Annotated in this window: 17 protein-coding genes; 8 read left to right on the top strand and 9 right to left on the bottom strand. The window is 65.4% G+C overall.

Translation table 11 applies throughout. The annotated features are described in order from the left end of the window. Positions 1-7 precede the first annotated feature (7 nt). Positions 8-763 carry a sulfite exporter TauE/SafE family protein gene (locus Q8R61_RS12385; RefSeq protein WP_305537671.1) on the bottom strand — a complete coding sequence of 252 codons (756 nt, stop codon included), beginning with the start codon at positions 761-763 and terminating at the stop codon, positions 8-10. Then, on the bottom strand, positions 760-1,122 hold the full coding sequence (locus tag Q8R61_RS12380; protein WP_305537670.1) for a dihydroneopterin aldolase: 363 nt from the start codon (positions 1,120-1,122) through the stop codon (positions 760-762). The genes Q8R61_RS12385 and Q8R61_RS12380 overlap by 4 nt, the downstream gene beginning before the upstream one ends. Before the next feature lie 63 nt (positions 1,123-1,185). Between Q8R61_RS12380 and plsY the strand changes: the two genes are divergently transcribed. Both plsY and Q8R61_RS12370 read left to right on the top strand, forming a co-directional pair. After that, positions 1,186-1,788, top strand: a complete 603-nt coding sequence (plsY, locus tag Q8R61_RS12375) for a glycerol-3-phosphate 1-O-acyltransferase PlsY (protein ID WP_305537669.1) — start codon at positions 1,186-1,188, stop codon at positions 1,786-1,788. Between the two features lie 14 nt (positions 1,789-1,802). Then, positions 1,803-2,609, top strand: coding sequence for a hypothetical protein (locus Q8R61_RS12370; RefSeq protein WP_305537668.1), 807 nt, complete (start codon positions 1,803-1,805; stop codon positions 2,607-2,609). 6 nt (positions 2,610-2,615) lie between these two features. On the opposite strand, the gene tsaD is transcribed toward Q8R61_RS12370, so the two are convergent. Next, positions 2,616-3,620, bottom strand: coding sequence for a tRNA (adenosine(37)-N6)-threonylcarbamoyltransferase complex transferase subunit TsaD (gene tsaD / locus Q8R61_RS12365; RefSeq protein ID WP_305537751.1), 1,005 nt, complete (start codon positions 3,618-3,620; stop codon positions 2,616-2,618). Positions 3,621-3,794: 174 nt separating this feature from the next. Between tsaD and Q8R61_RS12360 the strand changes: the two genes are divergently transcribed. The 6 genes from Q8R61_RS12360 to Q8R61_RS12335 are packed head-to-tail and all read left to right on the top strand — an operon-like array spanning position 3,795 to position 9,325. Beyond that, positions 3,795-5,138 (top strand): NAD(P)/FAD-dependent oxidoreductase, encoded by a 1,344-nt coding sequence (locus tag Q8R61_RS12360; RefSeq protein ID WP_305537667.1) that lies wholly within the window; start codon positions 3,795-3,797, stop codon positions 5,136-5,138. Continuing rightward, a complete protein-coding gene (locus Q8R61_RS12355; protein ID WP_305537749.1) occupies positions 5,135-6,223 on the top strand; it encodes a Rid family hydrolase in 1,089 nt (362 codons plus the stop codon). Before Q8R61_RS12360 ends, Q8R61_RS12355 begins: the two co-directional genes overlap by 4 nt. A gap of 52 nt (positions 6,224-6,275) precedes the next feature. Then, complete coding sequence (locus Q8R61_RS12350; RefSeq protein WP_305537666.1) at positions 6,276-7,112, top strand: 1-acyl-sn-glycerol-3-phosphate acyltransferase; 837 nt, start codon at positions 6,276-6,278, stop codon at positions 7,110-7,112. Beyond that, positions 7,102-7,887, top strand: coding sequence for a glycosyltransferase family 2 protein (locus tag Q8R61_RS12345; RefSeq protein ID WP_305537665.1), 786 nt, complete (start codon positions 7,102-7,104; stop codon positions 7,885-7,887). Before Q8R61_RS12350 ends, Q8R61_RS12345 begins: the two co-directional genes overlap by 11 nt. Next, positions 7,884-8,657, top strand: coding sequence for a class I SAM-dependent methyltransferase (locus Q8R61_RS12340; protein ID WP_305537664.1), 774 nt, complete (start codon positions 7,884-7,886; stop codon positions 8,655-8,657). The genes Q8R61_RS12345 and Q8R61_RS12340 overlap by 4 nt, the downstream gene beginning before the upstream one ends. Before the next feature lie 56 nt (positions 8,658-8,713). Continuing rightward, positions 8,714-9,325 carry an acyloxyacyl hydrolase gene (locus Q8R61_RS12335; protein WP_305537663.1) on the top strand — a complete coding sequence of 204 codons (612 nt, stop codon included), beginning with the start codon at positions 8,714-8,716 and terminating at the stop codon, positions 9,323-9,325. A 129-nt stretch (positions 9,326-9,454) separates the two neighbouring features. Here the strand turns inward: Q8R61_RS12335 and Q8R61_RS12330 are convergent, their stop codons facing one another. The 6 genes from Q8R61_RS12330 to Q8R61_RS12305 form a co-directional block, all read right to left on the bottom strand. Next, positions 9,455-9,949: a hypothetical protein gene (locus Q8R61_RS12330; RefSeq protein WP_305537662.1), complete on the bottom strand. Its 495-nt coding sequence runs from the start codon at positions 9,947-9,949 to the stop codon at positions 9,455-9,457. 94 nt (positions 9,950-10,043) lie between these two features. Further along, the gene (locus tag Q8R61_RS12325) at positions 10,044-11,360 is read right to left on the bottom strand and encodes a cation:proton antiporter (protein WP_305537660.1); all 1,317 of its coding nucleotides are present in this window, start codon (positions 11,358-11,360) and stop codon (positions 10,044-10,046) included. Then, positions 11,357-12,076 carry a 3-oxoacyl-ACP reductase FabG gene (fabG, locus tag Q8R61_RS12320; protein WP_305537658.1) on the bottom strand — a complete coding sequence of 240 codons (720 nt, stop codon included), beginning with the start codon at positions 12,074-12,076 and terminating at the stop codon, positions 11,357-11,359. Before fabG ends, Q8R61_RS12325 begins: the two co-directional genes overlap by 4 nt. Beyond that, the gene (locus tag Q8R61_RS12315) at positions 12,073-12,537 is read right to left on the bottom strand and encodes a 3-hydroxylacyl-ACP dehydratase (RefSeq protein ID WP_305537656.1); all 465 of its coding nucleotides are present in this window, start codon (positions 12,535-12,537) and stop codon (positions 12,073-12,075) included. The genes fabG and Q8R61_RS12315 overlap by 4 nt, the downstream gene beginning before the upstream one ends. After that, the gene (locus Q8R61_RS12310; RefSeq protein ID WP_305537654.1) at positions 12,528-13,337 is read right to left on the bottom strand and encodes a beta-ketoacyl synthase chain length factor; all 810 of its coding nucleotides are present in this window, start codon (positions 13,335-13,337) and stop codon (positions 12,528-12,530) included. Before Q8R61_RS12310 ends, Q8R61_RS12315 begins: the two co-directional genes overlap by 10 nt. After that, entirely contained in the window at positions 13,334-14,530 is a 1,197-nt protein-coding gene (locus Q8R61_RS12305) for a beta-ketoacyl-[acyl-carrier-protein] synthase family protein (RefSeq protein ID WP_305537652.1), read from the bottom strand. The genes Q8R61_RS12310 and Q8R61_RS12305 overlap by 4 nt, the downstream gene beginning before the upstream one ends. Positions 14,531-14,540: the final 10 nt, after the last annotated feature.

The following is a 14,540-nucleotide window of genomic DNA, read 5'->3' as shown; positions in this document are numbered from 1 at the left end:
GGATCATTCACTCATAGCTCATGGCCTTGAACAGCAACGATATACCCGACACCAGCAACAGTACGCCGACCAGCCGCGTCATCTGCTGCTGCGTCAGGCCGACATGCACGCGCCCGCCCAGGTAGAGCGCGCCCAGCACCAACGGTAGCGCGGCAAAGTAAGCGATCCAAACCGGGCCGGTCAGCAGCAGGCCGGCCACCAGAAAGCTCGCGATGCGCGTGATCCCTTCGATAAAGAACGTCGCCGAAAACGTCGCACGCAATTCGCCCTTGTCGCGGATGCGATGGCTCAAGTAAATCACATACGGCGGCCCGCCGGTACCGAACAGCCCGCCCACGGTGCCGCCGACCAGCGAGGCCGGCACCGCCCAGCCACGCGAAATCGGCTTGTCGCCGTGAATGTTGAAGATGCTGCGAAGCGCGAACAGAAAGACGAAGCCGGCCAGCGTCAGCAGCATGGGCTCGGGCGGCAGCTTGAGCAGCAGACTGGTGCCCAGCACCACGCCGACGATGCCAAACGGAATCAGGATCCCGACCTCGTCCCATTTCACGCGCTTGAAATTGAGGCCGCCGATCACGATCGACGCGGTGAAATCCAGCAGCAGCACCAGCGGCACCACGAATTTCAGCGGCAGAAACAAGGCCAGCAGCGGCACTGCAATCAGCCCCGAGCCAAAGCCGGTGATGCCACGGATGACATACGCCGCCAACAGGATGACGGCAGCGCCGGCAATGCTGCTGGCGGCCAGCTGCTCCAGACTCACAAACGCGTGCCGCGCTCGATGGTGATGCCGAGCTCCTTGATGCCCGGCACGATGGCAAACTTGGTCACCGACACCTTCACCCACGGCGCGCCGAATTCGTCGCGCACGATGGCAGCCACGTGCTCGGCCACCGATTCGACCAGCGTGATCGGCTGCGGCGCGTTGTGCAGGTAATCCTTCACCCGCATCGCCACCGCGCCGTAGTCGATGGTGTCGGCCACATCGTCGGTGCCCCCGGCCTTGCTGTCAGGCAGGCCGATTTCGAGGTCGAGCCGCACCGGCTGTGGTACTTTGCGTTCCCACTCGTATATGCCGATAATCAGTTCGAGACGAAAGTCCCGCAAAAATAGAATGTCCATTGCCTTGATTGTCCGCGGAACGTCCGCCACGGACTCATCCAAAACCTGCCATTTTACTGACTTATGACCACGCTGTTGTTTATTGCCGTTGCCTATCTGCTGGGCTCCCTGTCGTTTGCGGTGATCGTCAGCCGCGCCATGCGGCTGCCCGACCCGCGCAGCTTCGGCTCGGGCAATCCCGGCGCCACCAATGTGCTGCGCAGCGGGCACAAGCTGGCCGCCGTGCTGACGCTGCTGGGCGACGCGCTGAAGGGCTGGGTGGCGGTGGTGCTGGCGCGCATGCTGGCGCCGCAGTTCGGCCTCGACGACGACATCGTGCTGCTGTGCGCGCTGGCGGTGTTCATCGGCCACCTGTTTCCGGTGTTTTTCCGCTTCCAGGGTGGCAAAGGCGTGGCCACCGCATTCGGCGTTCTGGTCGGTCTCAATCCCTGGCTCGGCCTGGCCTGCATGGCCACCTGGCTGTTCATGGCCGGGGTATTCCGCATTTCCTCGCTGGCCGCGCTGACCACCGCCGTGCTCGCTCCGGTCTATGCCGCGCTGCTGATGGGCTGGGGCAACACGGCCATCACGGTACTGGTGATTGCGCTGCTGCTGGTCTATCGTCACAAGAACAACCTGATCAAGCTGGTCAACGGCGAAGAAGGCCGCATCGGCGCACGCTCCTGACCCATTGACCTGACATGGCCCTGTTCGACAAAACCATCAGCAACGCCAAGGACAGCCTCGCCGAAGTCTCGCGCGAGGCGATCGATCACGCCGGAGAACGTCTGGCCGATGTGGTGAAAGTCGGCGTGTCGCAGGCCGGCACCGAGCTGAAGGACGTCATTTGGAAGGCCAGCCAGGAAATCGACAGCAAACTCGACAAGATTTCCGACGAGCTGCACGCGCAGCGCCAGTTCACCAAGGACGATGTGCGCGAAATGGTCGATTACGCGGGGGAAAGACTCAGCACCGTGATGGACGCGCGCATCGTCCACGCCAAAGCGGAAATTTCATCGCTGGTGCAGGAAAAGGTCGAGTACTTCAAACACGAGATCGACAGCTTCTTCATCGAACGGCAGCGCGATCTGGCGCGCGAACGGCGGCGCCTGTTCATCAACGTCGCCATTGCGATCCTGGCTTCGCTGTCGCTGGGCTTCGTGTCCTGGCTGTACCACCAGTACCTCGGCGGCGGACTCGACGTGTTCGCCATTTTCCGCATCGTGTTCGCCTCGCTGATGGGCGGCTATGCGGCCTACCTCGCGGTCAGGCTGGTGCGTCGCTGGGTGTCGATGTCGGAACACAGGAAGGACACGCTGTTCCTGGTCAGTCGCTACTGGGGCGCGCTACGACCGGAAAGCATTTTCGGCACGGTAATCCTGGTGTGCCTGATGGCGGTGCTGGTGGGCTTCCTGCTGTTTCCCGACCAGATCGCCCGCCTCACCGGCAGCGAGGCCTGGTTGCAGGGCCTGCGCGAGGCCTTCCCCTTCTTCGAGCGGAGAAACTAGACGCGGCTACACCGCGTCGAGCGTCGCCAGTTCCCAGCGCGGCTTGACCGCAAACGTCAGGTCCCGGTTTGCGTGCGCCAGCCGCTGCGCGCCGGCGTAGGCGATCATCGCGCCGTTGTCAGTACAGAATTCCAGCCGCGGGTAGAACACCTCGATGCCGCGCGCGGCGGCTTCGCGCGTGAGCCGCTCGCGCAACTGCGCGTTGGCGCCCACGCCGCCGGCGACCACCAGCCGCGTCGCACCGCTGTGTTGGCAGGCCGCCAGGCTCTTGCTCACCAGCACCTCCACCGCGGCGGCCTGGAAAGCGGCCGCGATGTCCGCCGCCTGCGCCAGCCCCTGCTTCCTCACCAGCGTCAGCACTGCCGTCTTCAGTCCGGAAAAGCTGAAATCGAAATCGCCGGAATTCAACATCGGCCGCGGCAGCTTGAAGCGGTCAGCGTCGCCCGTCGCCGCCAGCTTCGACAGCGCCGGCCCACCCGGATAGCCCAGCCCCAGCAGCTGGGCCGTCTTGTCGAACGCCTCGCCGGCGGCGTCGTCGAGCGTTTCGCCCAACAGCGTGTAGCGTCCGACACCCGACACCAGCATCAATTGGGTGTGCCCCCCCGACACCAGCAGCGCGACGAACGGAAATTCCGGCGGCGTGTCGGAAATCAGCGGCGACAGCAAATGGCCTTCCAGATGGTGTACGCCGACCGCCGGGATCCCCAGCGCATACGCCAGCGCGCGCGCCATCCCCGCCCCCACCAGCAGGGCGCCGGCCAGCCCCGGGCCCTGCGTGTACGCGACGCCGCCGAGATCGGCGAGGGTGCGGCCACTCTCGGCCAGCACCTGCCGGGTCAACGGCAGCACCCGCCGGATATGGTCGCGCGATGCGAGCTCGGGCACCACGCCGCCGTAGTCGGCGTGCATCGCGATCTGCGAATACAGGGCGTGCGCCAACAGGCCGTGCGCGCTGTCATACAGCGCGACACCGGTTTCATCGCAGGAGGATTCGACGCCAAGCACCAGCATAGAGGGAAAACTCAAACCAGAACCTGCGCATGATAGCGCGGGAAGCCATCACTCGAATCAGGCCTCCCGGAACCAGGACACCAGCGATAGGGATTGTTTGGGTAAAATTGCCTCAGGTTTCACTTCTTGCGGACAGCGTCTTTCGCAGTGATGCCCTCATCCAAGGAAAGTCTCATGTCGCACGTCTCCACGCCGTCCCGCCCTGCCGAACACCGCTGCGACGTGCTGGTGATCGGCGGCGGCCCGGCCGGCTCGACCGCCGCCGCCCTGCTGGCGGAAAAAGGGCATCAGGTCACCCTGCTGGAAAAGGCACGTCACCCGCGCTTCCACATCGGCGAATCCCTGCTGCCGGCCAACCTGCCGCTGTTCGACAAGCTGGGCGTGCGCGCCGAGGTGGAGGCCATCGGTATGCAGAAATGGGGGGCGGAATTCGTCTCGCCCTGGCACGAGCACCGGCAGAATTTCGAATTCGCCGATGCCTGGGACAAGTCCATGCCTTGCGCCTATCAGGTGCGCCGCTCCGAATTCGACGAGATCCTGATCCGCAATGCCACGCGCAAGGGCGCCGACGTCATCGAAGGCTGCCGCGTGCGCGAGGTGGAATTTCTGCCGGACGACGGCGGCGCCCTGGTCCGGGCGCACCACGACGACGGCCGCAGCGAGACCTGGCGATGCCGTTTTCTTGTCGACGCCTCCGGCCGCGACACCTTCCTCGGCAACCGTTTCCAGGCCAAGCAACGCAATCCCAAACACAACAGCGCCGCGCTCTATGGCCATTTCAAGGGCGCCCAGCGACACCCTGGCAAAATGGAAGGCCACATCAGCATCTTCTGGTTCGAGCAGGGCTGGTTCTGGTTCATTCCGCTCGCCGACGGCACCACCAGCGTCGGCGCGGTGACCTGGCCCCGTTTCCTGAAGACACGCAAGAAACCGGTGCAGGAATTTTTTCTCGACCTCATCGCCCAGTGCCCCGCCCTGGCGGCGCGGCTGGAAAACGCCGAACTGGTCTCCGAAGTGGAGGCCACCGGCAATTTCTCCTATAGCTGCGACCGCAGCCACGGGGCCAACTATCTGCTGCTGGGCGACGCCTACGCCTTCATCGACCCGGTCTTCTCGTCCGGCGTCATGCTTGCAATGAACAGCGCCTTCGCCGGCGCCGATGCGGTGGACGTCTGCCTGCGTCAGCCGGGCCGGGCGGCAGTGGCGCTCAAGCGCTTCGACCAGATGATGAAACACGGCCCCAGGGAATTTTCCTGGTTCATCTACCGCGTCACCAACCCCACCATGCGCGACCTCTTCATGTCGCCGCGCAATGTGTTCCGGGTCAAGGAGGCCTTGCTGTCGGTATTGGCCGGCGACATCTTCGGCAAGACGCCGATCTGGCGTTCGCTGTGGATGTTCAAGACAATCTACTACCTGACTTCGCTCGCCAACCTGAAGCGCACGATCCTGGCATGGAAGCGGCGCAAGCTGGATATCCGCTACCTCGAAGACCCGGACGAGGTCGCGTGCCGATGACGACGATGGAATCCTTGCTGCGGCTGGACATCCTGCCCGCGGCTCGACTTTCGCAACTCGACGGCGACGCACGGCGCAGCATGCTGGGGGGCGCCTGCTTTTCCCATCCGGCCTACCTGCCCGACACGACGGACCTGCCCTTCCTGTCCGTGGACATGCCGCGGCCACCCGGTGAAGCCGCGCTGTGCGAGGTCTGGCACAGCCCGGAACCGCTGGTATCCGGCCAGCAGGGTCCCATCCGCTATCGCCAGGGCGCCACGCTGCTGTTCGGATGCCTGAGCCTCGACGAAAGCACCGTGGCAGCGTTACAGGATGTGCGGACGCCCCTGCAGTCCGTGACGGAAACTGCCTACCAGGCCATTTTCGAGCTCCTTGACGCGCACGACTTTCACGCCGTCCTGCGCTTCTGGAACTACTTCCCGGCAATCAACCGGGAAAGCCACGCCATGGAGCGCTATCGACAGTTCAACATCGGCCGCCAGGATGCCTTCCTCGGCCACGGCCGCTCGGTCGTCGGCAAGGTGCCCGCCGCCTGCGCCCTGGGCACGGCCGGCGGCGGGCTCCACATTGCCTTCCTGGCGACGCGGGCGGACGTGATCGGCGTCGAGAATCCGCGCCAGCTCAGCGCCTACCATTACCCCAGTCAGTACGGTCCACGCAGCCCGACCTTCGCGCGCGCGAGCCGGGTCAAGCTGGGTGGACGCGACATGCTGTTCATCTCCGGAACCGCCAGTATCGTCGGCCACCAGACCCTGCACCACGGAGATGTGGCGGCACAGACGCGGGAATGCCTGCACAACATCGCGGCCATCGTCGCCGAGGCCAACCGCCAGGCACCGGGCGCCGGCTTCCGCCTCGATGCGCTGGCCTACAAGGTGTATGTCCGTCATCCGGAAGACATGGCCACGGTGCGGCGCGAAATGGCGCAGTTCATCGGCGCGTCGATGCTGGCTTTCTTCCTGCAGGCGGATGTATGCCGCGCCGACCTGCTGGTCGAAATCGAGGCTTCGGGCGGACATGCCATCAGCCCCTGTCAGGCGGACAGTTCAAACGGAAGCAGCCCATGCCTTTCCACCTCCGCCTGATCAGACTCGCCGGAATCCACCGTGTATCGTCCGCCCACGTCGAGGTGGTCGGGTGAACACAACCCTGCTATCGACGCCCAGCCTGCCCCGGCGCTGGCTGCATCGTCTCTATGAATATGTGGCGCTGTGGTTCGGCCTCGGTCTGCTCGGCGCAATATCGCTGACCTGGACGCTGCTCGCCGTGCCGCTTTACCACATCCTGCCGAAGCGTTGGGGCGTCCCGCTCGGACGCTGGGCCAACACCCTCGGTTTTCGACTCTATCTCGGCGCGCTGTCCCTGATCGGGGCCTGCCGCTTCGATCTCAGCGCGCTCGATGCCCTGCACGATGAAGGCCCGATGATCGTCGCCCCCAACCACCCCTGTCTGCTCGATGCCCTGATGGTCATCTCGCGGCTGCCCAACATGGCCTGCATCATGAAGGTCGACATCGTCGACAACGCCTTTCTCGGCGCCGGCGCTCGCCTGGCCGGCTACATCCGCAACGACGCGCAGCTAAGCATGATCAAGCAAGCCGTGGCCGAGCTGAAAAGGGGCAGCCAGTTGTTGATCTTCCCCGAAGGCACCCGCACTACCCGCTGGCCGGTCAACGTCTGCAAGGGCACCACCGCGCTGATCGCCAGCCGCGCCCGCGTGCCGATCCAGACCGTGTTCATCGAGACCGACTCGGGCTACCTCGGCAAGGGCTGGCCACTGTTCCGCCGCCCGCCGATGCCGATCACCTATCGCGTCCGCCTCGGCCGCCGCTTCGCGCCGCCGGAAAAAGCCGGAACCTTTACCGAGGACCTCGAGCGTTACTTCATCGAGGAACTGCGCGATGCACCGCATTTCCTGCCGCCCGACGCCCCGCAGGCGCCGAATCCCATGCGGTCCGGCTCTGATGTCGCCTGACACGAAGGTTTCCGCCAGCCACCTGGTGCTGATCCCCAGCTACAACCCCGGGCCCCGGGTCTACGAAACGGTGCGCGCCGCCCGCGGCCAGTGGGCGCCGGTGTGGGTGGTGGTGGACGGCAGCACTGATGGCACGGCCGCAGGCCTCAAGGACATGGCGGCGAACGACCCGCACCTTCAGGTGCTGCTGCTGCCCGCAAACGGCGGCAAGGGCGCCGCCGTGCTGCACGGCCTGGAACTGGCCGCGCAGCAGGGTTTCACCCATGCGCTGACGATGGACTCCGACGGCCAGCACCCGGCCAACCTCATCCCGGCCTTCATGGCCGCCTCGCAACAGGCACCCGGGGCAATGATTCTCGGCAAGCCGGTGTTCGACGCCGACGCGCCCGCGCTGCGGGTGCAGGGGCGCAAGATCTCGAACGGCTGGGCCAACCTGGAAACCCTGTGGATGGGGATCGGCGATTCGCTCTACGGCTTTCGCGTGTACCCTATCGATCCGCTTCGCCAGGTCATGCGCGGCCAGCGCTGGATGCGCCGCTTCGACTTCGACCCCGAGGCCGTGGTGCGCCTGTGCTGGCGCGGCGTGCGCCCGATCAACCTGCCCGCGCCGGTGAAGTACCTGCGCGCCGACGAAGGGGGCGTGTCCCACTTCAACTACCTGCGCGACAACACCCTGCTCAGCTGGATGCACCTGCGTCTGATGCTGGGTTTCCTGCTGCGCTTGCCCCTCCTGCTACTGCGGCGCCTGAACATTCTCCGGTCAAACACCCCATGAAAAATCCCCCCGACGCGTCCGTGCCAGCGGTGCACGCCCCGCACCCGCCCCTCACCAGCTACTACGCCAGTGAACAGGAGCGGCGCGGCTATGTCGGCAAGCTGTTCGACAGCACCGCCTCCGACTACGACCGCATCGACCGCCTGCTCGCCCTGGGCAGCGGCCCCTGGTATCGCAACCAGGCGCTGCAACGCGCGGGATTAAAACCGGGTATGCGCGTCGTCGACATCGGCGTCGGCACCGGCCTGGTGGCGCGCGAAGCGGTGAAGCTTGTGGGCGACCCCGCCCTGGTGATTGGTGTCGATCCCAGTGCCGGCATGATGGCCTGCGCAGACCTGCCGGGGGTCCAACTCGTCGAGGGGCGGGCAGAAGCCATTCCCTTCCCCGATGCCAGCTTTGATTTCCTCAGCATGGGCTATGCACTGCGTCATATCGGCGACCTGTCGGCCGCCTTCAGCGAATTCCATCGCGTCCTCAAGCCCGGCGGCCGCCTGTGCCTGCTCGAGATCACCAAACCGGAACGTGCCTGGAGCCAGGCCCTGCTCAAGGGCTATATGCGCGGCGTGGTGCCGGTGCTGGCCCGCCTCATCGGCAGCAGTGCCGAGTCGGCCAAGCTGTGGCGCTACTACTGGGACACGATCGAAGCCTGCGTGCCGCCGAGCGGCGTGATCGACACGCTGCAGCAAGCCGGCTTTACTGGCGTGCACCGGCATATCGAAACCCGGGCACTGTCGATCCTGGCCGAGTACCAGGCGGTCAAGCCGGTCTGAATGACACGGCCGGCTTGGTGCAATAATTTGAACCCCGGACAACCCGAGCACACTTCATGAGCCCCCTCTTCCCTCCCTTCCGCTCTGCCCTGCCCTGCACGGTCTTATCCCTGCTCGCGCTGTTGTCCAATCCGGCCCATGCCCAGAGTCATCCGGCCGACCGTTGGGAACTCGCGATCGAGGCAGGTTATCTGGAAAAGGTCCGCAACAACTCCCCACTCGACTACGTCATCGCCCCCTTGCAAGTGGCCTGGCGTTCGCCGGCGATGTTCGATCTGTGGAAGGGGGAAAGCGGTTCGCGCCTCACCGTGCGCAACCGGATCGCGATCATTTACGAGACGTATCTGAAAGGTGCCGAGGATTATTATTTCGCCCTGGCCGGCGCGCCGACCTTCGAGTTGTGGTCAGCCAATCAAAAGTCCGCGCTGTTCTTTGAAATCGGCGGCGGCGCCGGCCTGACCAACGCTAAAAACATTCCCGGCGGGCAGGGACAGGACTTCACGTTCAACTGGTTTTCCCAGCTTGGGCTGCGGTATCAGTTCGACAAGAAACAGGCCTTCACGGCGGCGGGTTATTTCACGCACCACTCCAACCTGGGCATGACCGATCCCAACCCGGGTATTGACGTTCTGGGTCTCAACCTGGGAATGGTCTGGCAGTTCGATTGAGCATCGAGCGGGTAGCGCTGCCCGACTTGTCCGTCCTGCGCAAAATGCGCTGAAAGCGGACTTGCCTAGGCTGCGATGAAAAGGCCTAGGCAAGCTGGCTTCAGTTCGGGTGAAGCCGCCGCATAGGAATCAGCGATAGCCCCCCTCGTTGGCGCTGTGGATGATCCAGATGAGATGGGCGTTGGAATCAAAGCCCGCCGCGCCGGCAAAAATCAGCCGCCCCGAACCCTTGTAGACCGTCTCGTAGCGATAGCGGTCAGAACCGAAATAGAACGGGATGAATGCCTTGCCGGTGATGTGCGCTCCCTGATCCGTGGGCTGGCCTGCCAGGTCGAGAACCTGTTTGAGGCTCATGCCGATTTTGAGCTTGGTGAACTTGCTGCGGGGTGCGGGCTTGCCGGTGATCTCGCCCTCATAGTCATTGAGCCCTTTGACGGTCTGTCCGTATCCTGCTTCGACCAGCTTCGCGTCTACGACCTCGCCGCGTTCATTCATGCCCGGTCCGACTTTGCTGACGGGCGCGGCGGTCTTGGCTGCGGTTTTGGTATCGGTCGCTGACTCCGCGCTGTTACCCGGCATGGTGCTGCAACCCGTGGCCAGCAAGGCCGCGATCAGGATGGCCATCCGGGCTGTTGTTCGTGAAGATGACTTCATTTTGTCTCCCTTGGTCGTTATTGGAATGAGTAAAGCAGGTCAATTATAAGGGGCTCGTGTCGGTTCAGTGCCGCCCCGCGACCGCCACCCCGATCTTCGGCAGCCACCGCCGCAATCCCGGCGTCGTGATCACCGTACTGAAAATCGCCATCAGCACCAGCATGGTGAACACCTGCTGCGAGATCACCCCGAGGTCGTAGCCGACGTTGATAACGATGAGCTCCATCAGCGCGCGGGTGTTCATCATGATGCCGATCACCTTGCCCTCGTGGTGCGACATGCCGGCCCAGCGCGCGGCGAGGTAGCTGGCGCCGAATTTCCCCAAAGTAGCCAGCGCAATCAGCAGCCCGCACCAGCCCCATGCCTGAACCGAATCGAGGCTGCCGACGTGGGTGCGCAAGCCCGTGTAGGTGAAGAAGATGGGCAGGAAGAACACCATCACGAAGTGGCCGATGCGCTCCTTCCACGCCTCGATCAGTTCGTGCTCGTCGTGCAGGATCACCCCCATCATGAAACCGCCGAAGATGGCGAAAATGCCAAGCTGGTAGGTGGTCATCGCCGAGACGAAGATGGCGGCGAGCAGGATGCCGAGCAGATTGTGGGTGAGCTTGCCGCGTCCGGCCTTCTCGCCCACCGGCACGGGCTTGGCCTGGCTGGCCCGGATCACGCGCTTCATCAGTGGCCGCACGACGAACCACCAGGCGAGGAAAAACACGCCGACCAGCGCCACCTTGAACGCGAAGGCGGCGGCGCTGAACTGGGCCAGCGTGAGCGCGGTGATCAGTGCGAGCAGCAGCCAGCCGATGACGTCGTTAATGGCGGCGGCACTGATGGCGATGACGCCGATCGGCAGGCGGGTGATCTTGAACTCCATCATGATGCGGCCGAGGATGGGCAAGGCGGTGATGGAGAAGGCGGTGGCAATGAACAGCGCCGAGGCGAGACGGTCCACGCCGGGCGACAACAGCGGCGCGCTGAGCCAGCCGAAACCGAAGCCGAGCGCGAACGGTACGGCCAGGCTGGCGCTGGCGATCGCGGTGACGGCGCGGCGGTGGTGACGCTCGGTCAGGTGGGAAAAATCAAACTCGAGACCGATCTGGAACATCAGCAGGATAAGTCCGATCTGCGACAGCATCTGCATCGGCGCCGCCGGCGTCGAATGAAACACGTATTCGAACGCCCCGGGCGCGAGCAGGCCGAACAGCGATGGGCCCAACAGGATGCCAACGATGATCTCGCCGACCGCGGGCGACTGGCCAACGCGCTGCGCCAGTTCGCCGCCAAGACGGGCAGCGAGCACGATCAGCGTCAGTTGCAGCAGGGTAAAAAACAGCAGGGCTTCGGTCTGGTGGACCGCAAGCGCGTGGGCGACTGTGCTCAAATCATTCCGCCGTTGACCGAGATGATCTGGCCGCTGATGTAGCTCGCCTGCTCGGAGGCGAGAAAACTCACCAGGTTCGCCACTTCGTCCGCCCGCCCGGCGCGCTTCATCGGCACCAAACTTTCGATGGCCTTGGCCTCGAATACGCCTACGATCATTTCGGTTTGGATGATGCCCGTCGCCACGGCATTGACCGTTACGCCGCGGCTGGCGAGTTCCAGCGACAGCGACTTGGTCGCGGCGTGCAAGGCGCCCTTGGCGGCAGCGTAGTTGACCTGGCCGCGGTTGCCGGTGATCCCGGCGATGGAGGTGATGTTGATGATGCGTCCCCAGCGGCTGCGCAGCATCGGCATCGTCAGCGGCTGGGTGACGTTGAAGAAGCCGGAAAGCGAGACCTCCAGCACGCCGTGCCACTGCGCCGCGCTCATGCCGGGGAAGACGGCGTCGTTGTGGATGCCGGCGTTGTTCACCAGCACCTGGATCGGGGTGTCGGCGACCAGCGCCTCCAGTACCGCGCGACTGGCCGCGGCGTCGGTGACGTCGAAGGCGATGGCTTCGGCCTGGCCGCCGCCCGTTTTGATTTCATCGGCCAGCGCCTGCGCTTTCGTCAGATTGCGGTTGGCGTGAATGTAGACGTAACAGCCGTCCGCGGCGAGGCGGCGGCAAATCGCCGAGCCGATGCCGCCGCTGCCGCCGGTAACCAGCGCACGTTTCATGTTGGGTCTCCTGAATGGCCGGCATCCCGCGCCGCCGCATCCAGTATCACGATGGCGCGGCCACTGAGCAATTCGCGGCCGGTAGCGCTGACGCGAAAGCCGTAAAGAATGGTGTTGTCATCGCCGGACAGGCGTTCCGCCTCGATCTCAAGGTCGGCAGCGATATCGTCCAGCCGCAGGGCATGCAGTTCGACCCCGCGCAGGCTGGCCAGATAGCCGGCGCGCGGCGCGTCGTCGGTCGCCGCCAGCAACGCGCCGTGGGCGGCCATCGCCTGCGCGGCGTACTCGATGCCGCAGGCCGCGCCCAGTCGGCCATGCGCGCGCAGCGGGTTGGCGGCGTCGCGGTGGCTCGTCGCAATGCAGCGGATGCGCTGGCCATCCCAGTCGGTGACGGCATCGAGCAGGCACATGCTGCCCTGGTGCGGCAGGTGGGCCAGCAGCCAGGCACGGTCTAGCGGCATAGCTCGATCTCCACCGCCAGACTGAGCGGCGCCAGATAGTCCAGCACGACCCGGCCGCCCGCCCCGCATGCAATGGCCTGCAGCAGCGGCAAGCCGCGCGCGGCGGGAATGGCGCGGCGCAGCGCTTCGAGCTCGGGCTCGGCCAGCGCAGCGGATTCGGCGTCGACGAGGCTGAGTTCGATCCGCGCCAGCGAGTGCGCGCTGCGTTCAGGCATCAGCGCCAGCGCGATGCCGAAAGCGGCGGGGAGCGGGCGCTTGGCGTGCAGCGGCTCGGGATAGGGCATGTCGTAGGCGATCAGCAGCGTGCCGCAGCGGTCTATCGCGACCTGGGTCATGGCCTCCAGGAGTCCTGCGCCGAAGCTGCCGTCATGGGCGCACAGCACCGTGGCCGGGGTCATGGCGCCGGAGGCGATGCCCCAGTAGCCGGCCGGGGCGTTGTGCACCGAGTTGTGAAATCGGGTCGGCGAGATACTCCGATCGTCGGAAGCCAGCACCTTGCAGATCGCGTCGCAGTTGTCGTTGTCGGCGCCGGAGGAGGAAAACACCGCGGCCAGTTGGCGGGCATCGAGTTGCCCGTTGGCGCAGGCCTCCTGTCCCACCGCCAGCGCGACCTTGATCGCGACGCCGGTGCGGCGGCGCTCGGCCGGCGGCAGCGACTGCGGCGCGGCCACGGCGAGGGGACGCGATTCATAGGGGACGGCGCCCGCCAGAATCGGCCGCGCTGCGAGCCAGTTGTCGAGCCCCGGGCCGACCAGGCCGATGCCGTCGAGATAGGCGGCGAGCTTCACGTCCTGGCTCATGCTGCGCGCCCCAGGATCAGGCTGCAATTGGTGCCGCCGAAACCGAAGGAGTTGCTGAGCACCCGGCGCGGCGCGGCTTCCCGGTTCGCGGTCAGGTACTGGACGGGAATGTCCGGGTCGACGCAACGGGTGTTGACCCCGCCCGGCAAAAAGCCGTGCTGCAGCGCCAGCGCGCTGATGACCGCTTCCACGCCGCCGGCCGCGCCAAGGGTGTGGCCGGTCGCGCCCTTGGTGGAACTGCAGGGCACGGTGTTGCCGAACACCGCCGCAACCGCCCTGCCCTCGGCCGCGTCGTTGCTTGGTGTCGCGGTGCCGTGCAGGTTGATGTAGTCGATGTCGGCCGGTTGCAGGCCCGCCGCCTTCAGCGCGGCGGCCATCGCCATGCGCGCGCCCAGACCTTCCGGATGCGGCGACGACATGTGGTGGGCATCGCTCGATTCGCCCGCGCCCAAGAGCAGCACGGCATCGGCGTCGAGGCTGTCGGCCGGACGCTCCAGCAAAATGAAGGCGGCCGCCTCGCCGATGGAGAGGCCGTTGCGGTCCACGTCGTAGGGGCGGCAGGGCCCGGGCGAAAGCAGTTCCAGCGAATTGAAGCCGTACAGCGTGGTGAGGCACAGCGAGTCGACGCCGCCGACGATGGCGGCGTCGATCACGCCGGCAGCGATCATCCGCGCCGCCGAGGCAAACACCTTGGCGCTCGACGAGCAGGCGGTGGAGACCACCACGGCCGGCCCTTCCAGCTTGAAGGCGGTGCGCACGAAGTCGGCTACCGAATAGGTGTTGTGGGTGGTGCGATAGTGGAAGTCGTCCGGCAGGGCGCCGCTTGCCGGATCACGATGGCGAAACGCCTGTTCAGTCTCCAGGATGCCGGAAGTGCTGGTGCCGAGCAGCACACCCACCCGCCGCCGGCCGTAGCGGGCGACGGCGGCGCCGACGGCATCGCTGAAGCCGTCCTGCTGCAGTCCCAGCCAGGCGAGACGGTTGTTGCGACATTCGTAGTCGGCGAGGCGCACCGGCAAAGCCGTTGGGTCGAGGCCGGCCACCTCGCCGATATAGGTGTGCAGGTCCGTCACCGTCTCGAATGCGCAGGGCGTGAGCCCACTCTGCTGCGCGCGCAAGGCGGCCAGCGTCGCCGCCAGGCCGTGGCCCAGGCAGCTTGCAGTGGTGAAATGGGAGAGCTGGAGCGGCGTCACTGTTTTAATG

The organism is Thiobacillus sp. (assembly GCF_030696885.1).
Taxonomy (GTDB): Bacteria; Pseudomonadota; Gammaproteobacteria; order Burkholderiales; family Thiobacillaceae; genus Thiobacillus.
Note: the sequence above shows the minus strand (reverse complement) of the source record. Positions and strands in the feature narration are given on the sequence as shown.

Coding starts and splice junctions, on each gene's coding strand:
- Q8R61_RS12380 (WP_305537670.1), bottom strand. CDS start 1,122: ATGGACATTCTATTTTTGCGGGACTTTCGTCTCGAACTGATTATCGGC.
- plsY (WP_305537669.1), top strand. CDS start 1,186: ATGACCACGCTGTTGTTTATTGCCGTTGCCTATCTGCTGGGCTCCCTG.
- Q8R61_RS12370 (WP_305537668.1), top strand. CDS start 1,803: ATGGCCCTGTTCGACAAAACCATCAGCAACGCCAAGGACAGCCTCGCC.
- tsaD (WP_305537751.1), bottom strand. CDS start 3,620: ATGCTGGTGCTTGGCGTCGAATCCTCCTGCGATGAAACCGGTGTCGCG.
- Q8R61_RS12360 (WP_305537667.1), top strand. CDS start 3,795: ATGTCGCACGTCTCCACGCCGTCCCGCCCTGCCGAACACCGCTGCGAC.
- Q8R61_RS12355 (WP_305537749.1), top strand. CDS start 5,135: ATGACGACGATGGAATCCTTGCTGCGGCTGGACATCCTGCCCGCGGCT.
- Q8R61_RS12345 (WP_305537665.1), top strand. CDS start 7,102: ATGTCGCCTGACACGAAGGTTTCCGCCAGCCACCTGGTGCTGATCCCC.
- Q8R61_RS12340 (WP_305537664.1), top strand. CDS start 7,884: ATGAAAAATCCCCCCGACGCGTCCGTGCCAGCGGTGCACGCCCCGCAC.
- Q8R61_RS12335 (WP_305537663.1), top strand. CDS start 8,714: ATGAGCCCCCTCTTCCCTCCCTTCCGCTCTGCCCTGCCCTGCACGGTC.
- Q8R61_RS12330 (WP_305537662.1), bottom strand. CDS start 9,949: ATGGCCATCCTGATCGCGGCCTTGCTGGCCACGGGTTGCAGCACCATG.
- fabG (WP_305537658.1), bottom strand. CDS start 12,076: ATGAAACGTGCGCTGGTTACCGGCGGCAGCGGCGGCATCGGCTCGGCG.
- Q8R61_RS12315 (WP_305537656.1), bottom strand. CDS start 12,537: ATGCCGCTAGACCGTGCCTGGCTGCTGGCCCACCTGCCGCACCAGGGC.
- Q8R61_RS12310 (WP_305537654.1), bottom strand. CDS start 13,337: ATGAGCCAGGACGTGAAGCTCGCCGCCTATCTCGACGGCATCGGCCTG.